15 protein-coding genes are annotated in these 15,531 nt (G+C 56.2%); 5 read left to right on the forward strand and 10 right to left on the reverse strand.

Annotated elements, in window-relative coordinates:
• Positions 1–46: 46 nt before the first annotated feature.
• On the reverse strand, positions 47–409 hold the full coding sequence (locus tag E0L20_RS03330; RefSeq protein WP_131632676.1) for a hypothetical protein: 363 nt from the start codon (positions 407–409) through the stop codon (positions 47–49).
• Between the two features lie 218 nt (positions 410–627).
• Here E0L20_RS03330 and E0L20_RS03335 point away from each other — a divergent pair, with 218 nt between their 5' ends.
• Positions 628–858: a DUF2554 family protein gene (locus tag E0L20_RS03335; protein ID WP_131632677.1), complete on the forward strand. Its 231-nt coding sequence runs from the start codon at positions 628–630 to the stop codon at positions 856–858.
• Here E0L20_RS03335 and E0L20_RS03340 read toward each other — a convergent pair whose 3' ends face one another.
• Together E0L20_RS03340 and E0L20_RS03345 are read right to left on the reverse strand one after the other, a co-directional pair.
• Positions 859–2,823 (reverse strand): peptidase U32 family protein, encoded by a 1,965-nt coding sequence (locus E0L20_RS03340; protein ID WP_131632678.1) that lies wholly within the window; start codon positions 2,821–2,823, stop codon positions 859–861. It lies immediately after the preceding gene.
• Positions 2,824–2,903: 80 nt separating this feature from the next.
• A complete protein-coding gene (locus E0L20_RS03345; protein ID WP_131632679.1) occupies positions 2,904–3,431 on the reverse strand; it encodes a helix-turn-helix domain-containing protein in 528 nt (175 codons plus the stop codon).
• Between the two features lie 92 nt (positions 3,432–3,523).
• Here E0L20_RS03345 and E0L20_RS03350 point away from each other — a divergent pair, with 92 nt between their 5' ends.
• Positions 3,524–4,690: a benzoate/H(+) symporter BenE family transporter gene (locus E0L20_RS03350; protein ID WP_131632680.1), complete on the forward strand. Its 1,167-nt coding sequence runs from the start codon at positions 3,524–3,526 to the stop codon at positions 4,688–4,690.
• On the opposite strand, the gene E0L20_RS03355 is transcribed toward E0L20_RS03350, so the two are convergent.
• Positions 4,670–5,542, reverse strand: coding sequence for a helix-turn-helix transcriptional regulator (locus tag E0L20_RS03355; protein WP_131632681.1), 873 nt, complete (start codon positions 5,540–5,542; stop codon positions 4,670–4,672). The two genes, E0L20_RS03350 and E0L20_RS03355, sit on opposite strands and share 21 nt — an antisense overlap.
• Before the next feature lie 173 nt (positions 5,543–5,715).
• On the opposite strand from E0L20_RS03355, the gene E0L20_RS03360 reads away from it, so the two are divergent.
• Entirely contained in the window at positions 5,716–6,612 is an 897-nt protein-coding gene (locus tag E0L20_RS03360; RefSeq protein ID WP_131632682.1) for a DMT family transporter, read from the forward strand.
• Positions 6,613–6,644: 32 nt separating this feature from the next.
• Here the strand turns inward: E0L20_RS03360 and E0L20_RS03365 are convergent, their stop codons facing one another.
• Complete coding sequence (locus tag E0L20_RS03365; protein WP_131632683.1) at positions 6,645–7,319, reverse strand: DUF3313 domain-containing protein; 675 nt, start codon at positions 7,317–7,319, stop codon at positions 6,645–6,647.
• 133 nt (positions 7,320–7,452) lie between these two features.
• Positions 7,453–9,048, reverse strand: a complete 1,596-nt coding sequence (locus tag E0L20_RS03370; protein ID WP_131632684.1) for an ABC transporter substrate-binding protein — start codon at positions 9,046–9,048, stop codon at positions 7,453–7,455.
• 112 nt (positions 9,049–9,160) lie between these two features.
• Here E0L20_RS03370 and pepT point away from each other — a divergent pair, with 112 nt between their 5' ends.
• Positions 9,161–10,390: a peptidase T gene (gene pepT / locus E0L20_RS03375; RefSeq protein WP_131632685.1), complete on the forward strand. Its 1,230-nt coding sequence runs from the start codon at positions 9,161–9,163 to the stop codon at positions 10,388–10,390.
• Here pepT and tehB read toward each other — a convergent pair.
• Both tehB and tehA read right to left on the reverse strand, forming a co-directional pair.
• A complete protein-coding gene (gene tehB / locus E0L20_RS03380; RefSeq protein WP_131632686.1) occupies positions 10,387–10,980 on the reverse strand; it encodes a tellurite resistance methyltransferase TehB in 594 nt (197 codons plus the stop codon). The two genes, pepT and tehB, sit on opposite strands and share 4 nt — an antisense overlap.
• The gene (gene tehA / locus E0L20_RS03385) at positions 10,980–11,972 is read right to left on the reverse strand and encodes a dicarboxylate transporter/tellurite-resistance protein TehA (RefSeq protein ID WP_131632687.1); all 993 of its coding nucleotides are present in this window, start codon (positions 11,970–11,972) and stop codon (positions 10,980–10,982) included. The genes tehB and tehA overlap by 1 nt, the downstream gene beginning before the upstream one ends.
• Positions 11,973–12,094: 122 nt before the next feature.
• Between tehA and ydcK the strand changes: the two genes are divergently transcribed.
• Positions 12,095–13,075: a YdcK family protein gene (gene ydcK / locus E0L20_RS03390; protein ID WP_131632688.1), complete on the forward strand. Its 981-nt coding sequence runs from the start codon at positions 12,095–12,097 to the stop codon at positions 13,073–13,075.
• Here the strand turns inward: ydcK and rimL are convergent.
• Positions 13,070–13,609 carry a 50S ribosomal protein L7/L12-serine acetyltransferase gene (gene rimL / locus E0L20_RS03395; RefSeq protein WP_131632689.1) on the reverse strand — a complete coding sequence of 180 codons (540 nt, stop codon included), beginning with the start codon at positions 13,607–13,609 and terminating at the stop codon, positions 13,070–13,072. The genes ydcK and rimL overlap by 6 nt on opposite strands.
• 94 nt (positions 13,610–13,703) lie before the next feature.
• Positions 13,704–15,359, reverse strand: a complete 1,656-nt coding sequence (locus E0L20_RS03400; protein WP_131632690.1) for a glucan biosynthesis protein D — start codon at positions 15,357–15,359, stop codon at positions 13,704–13,706.
• Positions 15,360–15,531: the final 172 nt, after the last annotated feature.

Genomic DNA, 15,531 nt, shown 5'->3' on the forward strand with positions numbered 1-15,531 from the left:
GGTTACTACCCTAGCATCCAGCGGCTCAACGAAGAGTAAACGAGCGTCAGCCGGCTTTGGTATTGATTTGCAGATAATGCATCAAACCCTGTCCGGCACTCTGTTTTGCATCGTCATTGATGGCTTCAAGATAGAACGAACGGGAGACGGCATACGGAGCGCGATCGGCGGAATAAACCGCATACTGGAAGTTCTTTCCCTTTGCCTGATTAATACAGCCTAATTCCCAGCGCTGTTCGTCAATTTTTGTGCTATTACAGGCAACCTTGCCGTAGTCGCTGGTTAAATAAGAACCTACCCGCGCCTCAGCCGACTGAATAAACTCTGGCTTATCATTCCACGAATAACTGACACACGCTGTTGCTCCCGCGACAATAACCAGCAGCGCAACACCCATTATTTTTTTCATTGAAATAGACCCGTTCCTTAGCCATAAAGTCTCATTATATAGGAATTTTCTTTAAAGGCATGTTTATTACCGTACCAAAAATGGCGGTTGATATATGCCTGTCCGCCTTGCCCGTGACAGAAATTGACATTCTCTTTTCGCTAATTTGAATATTTGAATAATAAACAAACGAAACTATTGGCATATTGAGCGCTGATTTGTTGTCCAGTGGTGAGCAGATGTTTAAGAAAGGGTTAACGCTTATTTTGCTGATCTGCGCCCTATTTTCCGGTCAGCTGATGGCAGGAGACAAAGGGCATGAGTATTTATGGGTCAAGAATGTCGATCACCAGCTTCGTCATGAAGCCGACAGTGATGAATTACGCAGCACCGCAGAGGATTCAGCGGAGGGGTTGCGCGAACACCACCTTTGGCAGAAATCGCGCAAACCGGATACTCACTTTCGCTAATTAATTACCCTTGCGTTTAGGCAGGGTTTTCATAAGGTCTTCGGGACTGACGGATGCCACAATGCTGCCGGGCTGTGGCATTTTGAAAATATGATTTTTCATCTTACCAATTACGTGCATTTCACACGGACGACAGTCGAACTTTAACGTCAGCACTTCGTCACCGTTTACCAGCTGCATCGGCGTGGCTTTCCAGCTCTTAATATTGCCTTTGGCCTGCTTTGGACACAGGTTAAACGCAAAGCGCAGGCAGTGTTTGGTGATCATCACCGGAACGTCGCCCTTTTCCTCGTGCGCTTCATAGGCTGCATCAATCAGCTGCACGCCATGGCGGTGATAAAATTCACGCGCTTTATGGTTATACACGTTCGCCAGGAAAGACAAATGGGTGTCAGGATACACCGGCGCTGGCACCGCTTCAGCCTTGCGGCTGCCGCGCGGGTAGTTTGCCAGACGAGCTTCATCCAGCCTCTCTACCGTTTCGCGGCGGAACTGGTTTAGCAGGCTGTTCGGCACAAACAGCGCGTCCGGCAGATTGACGTCGATATTGCGCGCGTAATAGAGCGTCTGCCCCAGCTTCGCGACGCCGTCTTTCAGGCTGTTAAACGCCTTCTCTGGGTTGTTGGCGACCTCAAACATGCCGTCGAGCGTATGGGTCACGCTGATGCCGTCTTCACAGGTCATGGTCAGAATCAGCTGCTCTTCCCAGCCGCCCAGCTCAATATCCACGGCGATACGGCGTTCGCTGGAGGTTTTCAGGAGCGCCTGCTGCCAGTTATGGTCGAGGTTACGGTTCAGCGCGGCGTTAGGACGCGCTTTGTAGAGATCCGCCGGCATTTCGTTAGGCCACACGCGATAGCGGTTTTCGCCGGTTTTTTCTACGGTATTGGCGCGAAAGCCAACCACGTCACGCTTGATCATCACGTTCAGGCCGTCGCCGTTGGCCAGCGGCTCCGTCACAGCTACGTCGAGGTGATCTTTCGCTACCTTCAGCACTTCGCCCACCTGCAGGCCGACAAACTTCGGCGAGTCGAACGCGCCGATATCGCCTTTACGGGCATTCACAAAGTAGTCGGTGCTGCCGCGGTGGAAGGTTTTGTCCGTTGACGGAATAAAGAAATGCTCGGTACGACCGGCAGAGGCGCGCGCCAGGTCGCCGCGATCGTCAATAATGGCGTCCAGCATCTGGCGATAGTGCGCCGTAATGTTTTTGACGTAGCTCATGTCCTTATAGCGCCCTTCAATCTTGAAGGAGCGCACGCCCGCGTCAATCAGCGCGCCGAGGTTGGCGGTCTGATCGTTATCCTTCATGGACAGCAGGTGTTTTTCGAAGGCCACAACGCGCCCCTGATCGTCTTTCAGAGTGTACGGCAGGCGGCAGGCCTGAGAGCAGTCGCCGCGGTTGGCGCTGCGGCCGGTCTGCGCGTGGGAAATATTGCACTGGCCGGAATAGGCTACGCACAGCGCGCCGTGGATAAAGAATTCAATCGTCGCGTCTGTCGCCTGGTGAATATCGCGGATCTGGTTCAGGTTAAGCTCGCGCGCCAGCACAATCTGCGAAAAGCCGACGTCGGAAAGAAACTTCGCCTTCTCGACCGTGCGGATATCGCACTGGGTGCTGGCGTGCAGTTCAATCGGCGGGATATCCAGCTCCAGCACGCCCATATCCTGAACGATCAGGGCATCAACGCCGGTCTGGTAGAGATCGGTAATCAGACGTTGCGCAGGCTCCAGCTCATCATCATGAAGAATGGTGTTCAGGGTCACGAACACCTTCGCGCCAAATCGATGGGCGAACGGCACCAGCTCGGCAATATCGCTCAGGCTATTGCTGGCGTTATGACGGGCACCGAAGCCAGGGCCGCCGATGTAGACGGCATCGGCCCCGTGAAGGATCGCTTCACGGGCAATCGCGGCGTCGCGGGCCGGGCTTAAAAGTTCGAGATGATGGGAGTGCAGGCGCATACTTCGTCGTTATCCGTTATGGTCAAAATGGCGGCTATTGTAGTCAGAAGTATGCGACAGCGAAACAGTTTTGCGAGCCTTTAGCGGGGATAATGGATCAGGGAGTGAAAATGTACCGTCCGGACAGTGCTGTTGCGGTAGGCGTGCGGTTTATCCCCGGCAAATCGCACGCCAGAATCCGCATAAAGGGTGCGCCACTCGCCGTCGATTTTCATCTCCAGCTCGCCGCTAATCACCACGACGTGCTCAATCACTCCGGCTTCATGGGGAGTGGATTCGCTCAGCGTGCCGGGGGCCAGCGCGATCGAGAAGTGATCGAACTTCAGCGCCTCATCCCACGGGAATAACGGTTTAACGACCATCGCCTGCTGTTGCGGATCGAAAACCGGCTGCCGGTCCGCCTCCGGGGTGATGAATGCGGAAAATGGCACGTTCAGCCCGGTGGCGATTTTCCACAGCGTCGACACCGTCGGGCTGGATTCATTGCGCTCAATTTGCCCCAGCATCGCTTTAGAGACTCCCGTCTCTTCCGCCAGCTTTGACAGGCTCCACCCGCGCGCCTGGCGCAGCGTTTTTAGCGTGGTAGCAAGATGTTGTGTAATGTCCATGTTCCCTCCAGGTGCCGATAAGCATACCACTTGTACGCTATAGCGCACAGTGTTACCTTATCGCGGACGTTATAACGCACAACGGAGTTTTCATGCGCCCTTCCTCTCCTCTTTTTCCTGCCATCCTTGCCGGTTTCGTTGCCGTACTGGTGGGATATGCCAGCTCTGCCGCCCTCATCTGGCAGGCCGCCGCCGCCGCGGGGGCAAACCCGCAGCAGATCGCCGGGTGGATGACGGCGCTCGGCATTGGCATGGGCGCGAGCACGCTTGCCCTTTCCTGGTGGTATAAAGCCCCGGTCCTCACCGCCTGGTCGACGCCAGGCGCGGCGCTGCTGGCCACCAGTCTGCAGGGGGTATCGCTTGCTGAAACCATCGGCATCTTTATCTTTGCCAATGCGCTGATTCTGCTCTGCGGCGTCACCGGCGTATTCGCGCGCCTGATGAGGCTCATCCCGCACTCGCTGGCCGCCGCCATGCTGGCAGGCGTGCTGCTGCGGTTCGGTCTACAGGCGTTCAGCAATCTCGACGGGCATCTGATGCTGTGCGGCAGCATGATCGCGGCGTGGCTGATGGCAAAAGCGCTGGCGCCCCGATACGCCATCGTCGCCACGCTGCTGGTGGGTATTATTGTCGCATGGGCTGGAGGTGACGTTGTCACGAAAGAGCTGACGCTATCCGTGGTCATGCCTGAATTTATCGCCCCGACATTCTCCTTCACCAGCCTGGTGAGCATCGGCTTGCCCTTCTTCCTGGTCACCATGGCTTCGCAAAACGCGCCCGGATTCGCCACTATGCAGGCCTCGGGTTATCCGCTGGCCGTCTCTCCTCTGATGATTTTTACCGGCGGGCTGGCCCTGCTGCTGTCGCCCTTTGGCGTGTACTCCATCTGCATCGCCGCTATCACCGCGGCGATTTGCCAAAGCCCGGACGCGCACCCGGATGCGGGAAAACGCTGGCTGGCCGCGATAGCCGCGGGTGCGTTTTACCTGCTGGCGGGGATCTTCGGCGGCTCCATAAGCGGGCTGATGGCCGCGCTTCCGCTTAGCTGGGTCCAGACGCTGGCGGGGCTCGCGCTGCTGGGCACCATAAGCGGCAGCTTATACCAGGCGCTGAATAACGATGCGGAGCGTGACGCGGCAATTGTCACCTTTTTGATGACCGCCAGCGGGGCGACGATCGTCGGAATTGGCTCTGCTTTCTGGGGGCTGGTGCTGGGGGGCGTTTGCTACGCCGTCTTTTCACGCGTTCGCCGCGCGTAGCTGCGAAGGCGTCATGCCCGTTACGCTGCGGAAGCGGTTGCTGAAATGGCTCGCTGAGTTAAATCCGCAGGCAAGCGCAATTTCGGTGAGCGGCATGGCGGTGTGTTGTACCAGCGCTTTCGCCTTCTCCATTCGCCGCTGCATGACGTACTGATGGGGCGCCAGCCCCATCGACTGGCGAAACATCCTCGCAAAATGGTACTCGCTCAGCGCCGCCTGCGCAGCCAGGTCGGCTAGCGTCAGCGGCTGAGAAAGGCTCTCTTCAATAAACTCAAGCACGTTTCTCAGCGTGAACGGCGACAGGCCGCCGGTCACAACCGGCAGCTTCCACTGCACGCTGGAATAGTTCTGCAGCAGATGCGTCATAAGCAACGTGGACGCGGTGCTCAGCGTGAGCTGGTTGGCCTTTTGCTGCCAGTCGCAGCCGAGCAGAAACTGACGATAGAGCGCGGTGATTTTCGGATCGCTGCCGAAGATTTTTTCATCCAGCGTCAGCGACAGCGGCCGCTTGTCCCAAATTTTCTCGCCCACGTCGCGCAGGTGTTCGTCGGTACAGTAGAGGTGCACAAACGACAGATCGTCCCGAATATCCCAGGTCGACTCGCTCTCTTTCGGCATCAGGCAAAAACGGTCCGGGCCGCCGCCGTTTTTCCAGCCGCCCGGCGTTTTTTGATAGCTCTCATAGCCGTCCGCAACGTACAGGCTCAGCGTATGGTGGTTGCTCTTAACGGTGATCGTATCGTGCTTGTTGTACCACGCCGCCAGCTGAATACCGGAATTCAGCGCAACGGTTTCCCGCAGCACGGCATTCTGTTGGCGAAGCGTTTCAAAGGTATCGTAAGCGCGAGGCATAACCGTGTTCACGTGATTAATGGAAACGTCAGTCTAAGAAGTGTTGCTTCCGGTTGCCAGACCTGTCGCGATAAAAAAGCGCAAGATTTTGCAAGTCAGCCGCAAACCGGTGAAAGCCGCACGCGAGCGCTCTCGCCACAATAGGGTTTCCGCGCTTTGAGAAGAGAGAAACAATGAACGCAATACTGTATGGGCTGGTGGTGGTGATATGGGGAACGACGTGGATTGCTATTTTCCTGCAGCAGGGCCCCGTCGCCGCGCCTGTCTCGATATTCTGGCGCTTCGCCGTGGCCAGCGTCACGATGATGATAGTCTTGGTTGCCCTGCGCCGTTTACGCAAGATGGCCCTGCGGGATCACCTCTTCTGTATGCTCCAGGGGTGCTGCGTGTTCTGCTTCAACTTCTGGTGTTTTTATACTGCCGCGGCCCATATCAATACCGGGCTGGAGTCGGTAATCTTCTCTATGGCGGTACTTTATAACGCCATCAATAGCTTCATCTTCTTTGGTCAACGTCCCCCCGCCCGCTTCTGGACGGCTGCCGCGCTGGGTCTGATCGGCATTATCACCCTCTTCTGGGACGATCTGCTGGCAAGCGGCTGGAGTGCATCGCTGCTCACCGGCATTGGCCTGTCCGCGCTTGGTACGTACGGATTCTCGCTGGGCAACATGATCAGCATGCGCCATCAGCGCAAGGGGCTGGAAACCATGACCACCAACGCCTGGGCAATGCTTTACGGCACCCTGGTCATGGGCTGCATTGCGTTATTCCGTGGGGATAGCTTCATTCCTGAATGGACGGTGAGCTATATGGGCGCGCTGCTGTACCTCGCCATCTTTGGCTCGGTCATCGCCTTTGGGGCGTACTTCACGCTGGTAGGCCGTATTGGCCCGGGGAAAGCAGCCTATAGCACCCTGCTGTTCCCGCTTGTGGCTCTATCGATTTCGACGTTCTATGAAGGCTACGTCTGGCACATGAATGGAATTGTCGGATTGCTGCTGATTCTGGGCGGGAATATGGTGATGTTCACGAAACCCGAAACCTGGTTCAGCCGACTGAGAACGGCATAAAAAAACGGCCTGCACCTCGCAGGCCATTTTTCTTATTTTGCGGTTTTATGCACGTCAAACATGGTGGCGTCCGTCGCCATGTCATCCACAACCTGTTTCAGCGTAGCAAAGCCCATCGGCGTATTTTCATTCGCCAGCTCTTTACCTTCGCCTTTGCGGACGACCTTCATCACAGGCTTGTTGGTCGCGGCATCGATCAGCTCACCCTCGAAGAAGAGATGCGTATCCATCGTGCGGTGGCCGGTTGCCATCTGCGTACCTGCAACAACCAGTGCAACAGGAACCACTTCATAGAACTGCAGACCTTCTTTCTGCGAACTCACGCCGGTAATGGCACCACGGAAAATCAGGCTGTGTTTGCCCGGCGTGGTCACAATCGGCTTGCGCTGGCCAATGGCCGTTTTCATTTTGGTGTTGGTGTAGTTCAACAGCTCATCAAGCGTCTTTTGACCAATCTGAGTGGTCGGTTTAGGCGCTGGATAATAGGTAATCGGCGTCCAGATAATACTGTCGTAGTTCGCTTCGTTATACGAAGGATCAACCCAACGCAGCGTCGGTTTACCGGTCGCCGACGTCGTTTGCTGCAAGCCAGAATAATCTTTTAAAAAGCCTGAATATTGTTCGGGAGCTGCCACTTTTGATGCACAGCCAGCCAACGCCAACAGGCCAGAAAGCACTGCAACTTTAAAAAAAGTGTGAGTACGCATGATGGTATTCCATGTTATCTGCAAGTATGCATTTGAAGTTATAGCAAAAGTGAGGGGTATTTGTTGTGGCAAAAAATGATGCGGAGAGCACAAATTGCAAAAAGACTGCCCGGACGGAGCCGGGCAGTGAAAATTACTTTTTAATGTCCACCTGCCAGAAGAGATGTTTGCCAAACGGGTCTATTTCGTAGCCTGTTACCTCTTTGCGCACCGGCTCAAAAATGGTGGAGTGGGCAATCATGACCGCAGGCATTTGGTCGTGCATTATCTGCTGCGCCTCTTTGTATAACGCCTCGCGTTTTTGGCGATCGGTTATCGATTTTGCCTCAGCGATAATCTTGTCAAACGGCTTGTAGCACCACTTCGCCGAGTTCGAGCCACCGTTCGCCGAGGTACAGGTAAACAGCGGACCAAAGAAGTTATCCGGATCGCCCGTGGCCGTCGTCCAGCCCATCAGCGCCGCCTGATGTTCACCGCCCTTCACGCGCTTAAGGTATTCGCCCCACTCGTAGGTGACAATGTTGGTTTTCACCCCAACTTTTGCCCAGTCGGCCTGGATCATCTCGGCCATGCGTTTAGCATTCGGATTGTATGGACGCTGCACCGGCATCGCCCATAAATCGATGCTCACGCCGCTGGCAAAACCGGCCTCTTTCAATAGCGCTTTGGCTTTATCAGGATCGTAGTCGTAGTCCTTTAGCTCGCCGTCGGCGCTCCAGACGCCGGGCGGCAGCAGGTTTTTTGCTGCGGTTCCCGTTCCGTGGAACACGGCGTCAATGATGGCCGGTTTGTTGATGGCGATAGCCAGGGCCTGGCGGACCTTGACGTTGTCCAGCGGCGGTTTTTGGGTGTTGAACGCCAGGAACCCGGTATTCAGCCCCGCCTTGCTCATCAGGTTGATATCTTTGTTCGCCTTCATGCGCGGTAAATCTGCCGGATTCGGGAACGGCATCACCTGGCACTCGTTCTTTTCAACTTTGGCAAAGCGCACGGAAGCGTCCGGCGTGATGGTAAAGACCAGCCGATCCAGCTTCGATTTACCCTGCCAGTATTCCGGGAAGGCGGTGAACAAAATGCGGGAGTCTTTCTGGTACTGCGCCAGCCTGAACGGCCCGGTGCCGATAGGGTCCATATCGACCTTCTCCGGCGTACCGGCCTTAAGCATTGCGTCGGCATATTCTGCGGAGAGGATAGACGCAAAATACCACGCCAGATCGGCAACAAACGGCGCCTCAGGATGCGCCAGCGTAAAGCGCACGGTATGGTCATCGACTTTATCAATCGCCGTAATCAGGCTACCAAACTCCAGGCTTTCAAAATTGGAGTAGCTGCCGCTGGAGACGTTATGGTACGGATGATTCACATCCTTCTGGCGCATAAACGAAAAAATCACGTCGTCAGCGTTAAGGTCGCGCGTCGGCTTAAAGGATTTATTGCTGTGGAATTTCACCCCCTTGCGCAGATGGAAAGTATAAACCTTCCCGTCGTCGCTCACCTCCCAGCTTTCCGCCAGGCTCGGCACCAGCTCGGTAGTGCCTGGCTTAAAATCGACCAGCCGGTTATAGACCGGTACCGCGCTGGCGTCCACGCTGGTACCCGAGGTATATAGCTGAGGATTGAAGTTCTCCGGCGATCCCTCGGAGCAATACACCAGCGTTTTCGCCGCGACGGTGGAACTGACCGTCAATGCTGCGAGCGCCAGAGCTAACGTTGTGAGTTTGCTTTTCATCTTTTTATTCCTGTCTTTTTTATTCGACGGCTAATTAATTCTTTTGCCATTTCATAAATAACATTAAAGTGAGATTGCAAACACCTGAAAAATAAATAAAGAAGGAATCACTATGGGCACCGCACTTTCCAGACAATTAACGCACCGCTTCTTTCGCTATCTCGCCATCACCAGCCAGAGCGACCCGAAGGTGAAAACCCTGCCCTCAACGCAGGGCCAGCACGAGATGGCGCGCGAGCTGGCGCAGGAGCTGCAGCAGCTGGGCTTAGCGGATATCGTGATCGACGAATTTGCCACAGTCACAGCGGTGAAGAAAGGCAATGTCTCGGGTGCGCCGCGCATCGGCTTTATTACCCATATCGATACCGTGGACGTCGGGTTATCACCGGATATTCATCCGCAAATATTAACGTTCCGGGGTGAAGATCTCTGTTTAAATAAAGAGAAAGACATCTGGCTTCGCGTCAAAGAACATCCCGAAATTCTGGCTTACCCCGGCGAAGAGATTATTTTCAGCGACGGAACCAGTGTATTAGGCGCAGATAATAAATCCGCGGTGACGGTAGTGATGACGGTGCTGGAAAACCTGACGGCAGAGCATCAGCATGGCGATATCGTGGTCGCCTTCGTCCCGGACGAAGAGATCGGCCTGAACGGCGCGAAGGCGTTAGATCTCAAACGCTTCGACGTCGACTTCGCATGGACAATCGACTGCTGCGAGCTGGGCGAGATCGTTTACGAAAACTTCAACGCTGCGGCCGCTGAAATCCGCTTTACCGGCGTGACCGCGCACCCGATGTCGGCCAAGGGCGTGCTGGTGAATCCCCTGCTGATGGCGACCGACTTCATCAGCCATTTCGATCGCCAGCAAACGCCGGAGTGCACCGAGGGGCGCGAAGGCTACATCTGGTTTAACGGCATTCAGGCCGGGCAAAACGAGGCGGTGCTGAAGGCCAACATTCGCGATTTTGACCAGGCAAACTTTGCCGCCCGCAAGCAGCAGATCGCCGATGTGGCGGCGCTCATTGCGGCGTCGCATCCTACCGCCGCCGTGGAATATCACATCGAAGATACCTACAGCAACATCAGCAATGCGATCGGTGACGATCGTCGGGCCATCGACCTGATGTTTGAGGCGATGGAATCACTCGGGATCGTTCCAAAACCAACCCCAATGCGCGGCGGCACCGACGGTGCAGCCTTGTCTGCCAAAGGGCTCCTCACCCCGAACTTCTTCACCGGAGCCCATAACTTCCACTCGAAGTTTGAGTTTTTACCGCTGTCGTCGTTCGAGGCGTCTTATCGCACTGCCCTGCAGATCTGCCTGCTGGCCGCCCGTTAAGCGGGCTTGCGTGCCAGCATAGTGGCAAAGCGCAGCTTGATGCGGTTGCCGTTTGCATCGGTGCGGTGCAGTTCACCGACCTCTTCGTTGTACTTGAGCAACTCCCAGCCTTCGTAGTAGTTGCTCAGTTCACCGGTTTTAAACGCGAACGGGAAGCCAACGGTGCAGGGATAATCGGCCGTATCCATGGCGGCGACGATCAGGTTGTAACCCCCGGGTTGAGTGCAACGCTGCATATTGGCGATGAGGCCAGGGATGGTTTTCGCTTCGAGGAACATCATCACCACGGTGGAGAGAATAAAATCATACTCGCCGTCAAAGCTGAGGCTGTTCAGATCCTGAATCGCCGTTTGCAGATTGACGATGCCCTCCTCAGCCTTGATGCGCTCGATGTTATCGATGCTCATCGGATTTTTGTCCCACGCCGTGACGTCAAAACCGTTTGCCGCGAGGTAAAGGCTGTTGCGGCCATTGCCGCACCCGAGGTCGAGCGTTTTTCCGGGCTTAACGATCTCCGCGCTGTAAAGCACCTCTGAGTGCGTACGGGTCAGGCCATATTTTTCGGTAAAGTAATCAGCATCAACGGTCATTATTTTTCCTCAGATTGCATAAGCAATGCCTTATCAGCGCGAACCAGAAGTTTGCCCTGCATCAGCAAGATAAATGTACGAACCAACAGCAGCGCAATGATGATGTTGGTAAAAATAAACAGCGGGACGGCAAGCGCATGAAAAAATCCCGACGGGCTGCTGTGTCCCAGATGTAGCCCGGTGGTCGCCAGCGCCGACACGCCGAATGAGAAGCTCCAGAACGAGGCGTTAAAGGGCTGGGATAAGTACCACGGCATCAGGCGCAGCATAAACAGCAGCTGAAGCAGACCGTAGCCAAACAGCATTTTAGCGAACGTGTCGGCCTCACCGCCGTTGACGCTCAGCCAGGCGCTGCAGGCCACCAGCGCGGGGGCGAGCTGAATGCCGAGCGACGTGCGCAGCGGTGCGGGCAGTTCACCTGCGCTGCGCAGGCGCTGCAAAATCACCGGCTCCAGGCTCAGCCAGGAGAAAACGCCCGCCCCGAGAAACACCAGCCCCGCATCGTTGAACCCCAGGGCGCCGCAGGCCATGGCGCTGATAAAGTTATTCGCCACCGTCGGCAGATACAGCCCCGGCGTCGTGGCGTCCTCGGGGTGCTTGCCCCGCCACAGCCCGGCGCTTTGCCAGGCGGCATAGCTGAGCTGTATCACCACGCCGATGCCAAACAATGCCAGCGAAACCGGACGACACCACGGGACAAAGCCAATCGCCACCAGCATCGTGGTGGCCGGAAACAGGCTAACAAAGCTGCTCATTACCGGGTGGCGCATCTCTGCCAGCACGCTGCGCGGAAAACGGATCGCACGCGCGGCAAACGCCAGCGTCAGCAAAAACCAGATCGCGACAGCAAGCGCGACCAGAATCTCTCCCGGCCAGCGCGTTACGGGCCAGAGGGTATTCGCATAGCGCCAGGCGAAGCCCATACCGATGGTCCCCAGCACCATACCGAAATAACCCGCAGGCAGGTTTAGGACCTGTTGCTTTTTATTCATTTCATTGAAATTTTAAAATGTATTTTAAATGCTATTTTAGGGCGTTTGCGCGGTCGATGCCAGCACTTCGACTCGCGAAAAGTTTGCTACGTTTAGTAAAGACGCAATTCAGAGACAACCCCATGAAAAAATATCGCCTCAGCGATGAAACCCGCCTCTGGCAGTGGCAGGACGGCGACGCGAAGCACAGCGCAACGCTACGGCAAATTATCGCCACCGCAGATTTCAACGACGTCACCGCCGGCAGCAAAGGCGGCTGGATAGAGGATGAAAGCGCGCTGGCCCAGGAGGGCCACTGCTGGATCTACGACGAAAACAGCGTGGTTTTCGCCGGCGCGACGGTCAGCGGTAACGCCCGCCTGACGCAGCCTTGCGTTGTCAGCCATCGGGCGCGTATCGGCGGTAACTGCTGGCTGGACGGCGCCGAGGTCAGCCATGACGCCGTTATAGGTGACAACGTCACCATCCAGCGTTCTGCCGTGCGCGGCGAATGCCATATCTATGGCGATGCCCGCGTGATGCATAACAGCATGGTGATTGCCGCCAAAGGGTTAACGCCCGACCGCGAGCAGATCCTCAGAATTTACGACCGGGCCACGGTAAGCGAGTCGCGCATTGTGCATCAGGCGCAAATCTATGGCGATGCCCTGCTGCAGTACGCCTTTGTTGAGCACCGCGCGGAAGTGTTCGACAGCGCGATCCTTGAAGGCAATGAGGTGAACAACGTCTGGGTGTGTGACTGCGCCAAAGTGTACGGCAATGCCCGCCTGATTGCGGGCCTGGATGACGACGCCATTCCTACCGTGCGCTACAGCTCGCAGGTGGCGGAGAACGCCGTTGTGGAGGGCAACTGCGTCATCAAGCATCACGTTCTGATTGGCGGGCAGGCATGGCTACGCGGCGGGCCGATTCTGATTGACGATAAGGTGGTTATTCAGGGGCGCGCGCGCATCATTGGCGATGTGCTGATTGAGCACCGGGTGGAGATTGCCGACGATGCGGTTATCGAAGCCTTTGCGGGCGAGAGCATTCACCTGCGGGGAGAAAAAGTGATAAACGGCGAACAGCGCATCACGCGTACGCCGCTTCTGGGTGCGCTATAGCGGGAATAGCCTCGCGTAGAGGTTCACGTCGTCATAGCGTCCGTTAAGGTACTCGGCCTCGCGCAGGCATCCTTCGAGGGTAAAACCGTTGCGCAGCGCAACACTGTTGCTGCTGTGGTTATCAACCCGACACTTGATCACAAACCGACGAACGGTCCCAAGCGCAACGTAATGGCGCATAAACGCCTGCAGCGCCTGCGACATCGTTCCCTGTCCCTGATGCCCTTCATCCAGCCAGTAGCCGATATAGCCCGTTTTGTTCGCGGGCTCAATGGCGTTGAAGGACAGCACGCCTGCCAGCCTGTCGTCCTGAAAAATCAAAAACATTTTGGCGTAGCCGCGCTGGTGCAGCATCTGGTTGCTCTGCACGTTGCGGCGGGTATCCTCTTCGCTCCCGACGTGCTGCGCCCAGTCGAACGCGGTTTGCAGCCGGGCCTTATTTTTGACAACCAGGTCATGCAGCTCCACGGTATAGCGCTCGTCGACGGCGCGAAGTTCAATGTGTTGCGAAACGGGGATGATTTCTGACGTCATGCGGCCTCTCATAGCCCGGTGGCGCTAACGCTTACCGGGCCTACGGTGTCGAAAAGTAGGCCGGGTCAGGCGAAGCCGCCCCCCGGCACAAGGACTAGCGCATTACCCGGTCGTCAACGTAGTTACGTTTATCCGGCGCCGGCGGGAAGTACTGATAAAGCCAGGTCTCGCTGATGGCATCCCCCTGACAGCGCAGGAACAGGCGCATATCTACCGGCTCCGTTGAATCCGAGGTTGGATACCAGTCGAACAGAATTCGATACCCGTCAAACGGCTCAACGTAGAGGATCTCAACCTGCTTCGCTTCACCGCTGGAGAGCGTAATCACCGGTTCAATCCCCTTCGGCGCAGCCGCTTTCAAATCACCACCCACAAAGTCAATAGCGAAACGGCGCGCCCACACCTTCGGGTAGTGCTCGCCCGGCGCCCAGCCTTCCGGGAATCCGCCCATGCCGGTACGGGTCGCAAAGACGTTCGCCAGTGGAGAACGCACCGGAGGCTGCGCGCTCCAGTAAAGACGGTATTTGAAGTTCAGCTCATCGCCCGCCTGCACCGGCTTTTCTGGCTGCCAGAAGCAGACGACGTTATCCAGCGTTTCGCCCGTCGTTGGGATCTCCATCAGCCCAACGGAACCTTTCCCCCAGCTGTTGCGCGGCTCAACCCACAGGCTTGGGCGCTTGTTGTACCAGCCCATGATGTCCTGATAGTGGGAAAAATCGCGGTCAAGCTGCAGCAGACCAAAGCCTTTTGGATTTTTATCCATAAAGGCGTTGAACTGCAGCTTCTGAGGGTTATTCAGCGGACGACAGATCCACTCGCCGTTACCGCGCCACATTGCCAGACGGTCAGAGTCGTGGATTTGCGGATGAATGGTGTCGCACATGCGGCGCTCGTTGTTGCCGCAGCTGAACATGCTGGTCATCGGCGCGATGCCCAGCTGCTTAATGTCCTTGCGCGCATAGAGGCGGTTTTCCACCTCCATGATCACCTGGCTCTTCTCGCAGTGGATCACGAACTTATAGGCGCCCGTGATGCTTGGGCTATCCAGCAGCGTATAGACGGTAAAGGTGGTATCGCCAGGCTTAACGGTTTCAAACCAGAACGCGGTGAAGTCCGGGAACTCCTCCGGCGTATCGGTAAAGGTATCTACCGCCAGGCCACGAGCGGAAAGCCCGTACTGATAGGTATCATCGACCGCGCGGAAGTAGCTTGCGCCAAGGAAGGAGACGATATCGCGACGCGCCAGTTCAGGCGCTTTAAAGGCGCGGAAGCCCGCAAAGCCGAGATCGCTTTGCCCTTCCAGCTGTTTCGTATCTACGCCCGTCTCCCCATAGCTGAACAGCTCCGGGCGGAAGTGGATCTCGCGGGCCTGGGAGGTGGTCTGGTCCAGCGAGAACATTCGAACGCGGCGGCGGAACCCCATTCCCATATGGAAGAACTGCACGTCAAGCTGACGCCCTTCTATGTTGTTCCACAGCGACTGCTTTTCGTCGTAGCGAATGGCGTTGTAGGCCTGCGGCGTCATGGTCGCCAGCGTATCTGGCAGCGGGCGCGGCGCGCCTCCCCACGGGGTTTTTGCCAGGTCATGCGCCATAGATTGCAGTACGGAAAAATCAAAGCGACGGCTCTGACCGTCTGCAATGTCTGAGTCAGCAGCGTATGCCGCCTGCGAAAACAGTGAAGCAAGGCCAGATGTGCCGCTCAGGGCAGCCATTGCCAGGGAGCCTTTTAAAAAACGTCTGCGATTCATGCCTGGAAAAACGTCCTTATGGTCGTGTGAATGTATTTCGCACGTGGCGAAACGACGGCAAGAAAGAACGCACAGCCTAAACAAAAACGGTTAAGAATCCAATTGTTGGCGGGTGATTATCTGAGCAAAGTGAGAAATATTTTCTGTCGACCAGAACGGCCTGAAAGTGATG

Source organism: Enterobacter wuhouensis (assembly GCF_004331265.1).
GTDB classification, from domain to species: domain Bacteria; phylum Pseudomonadota; class Gammaproteobacteria; order Enterobacterales; family Enterobacteriaceae; genus Enterobacter; species Enterobacter wuhouensis.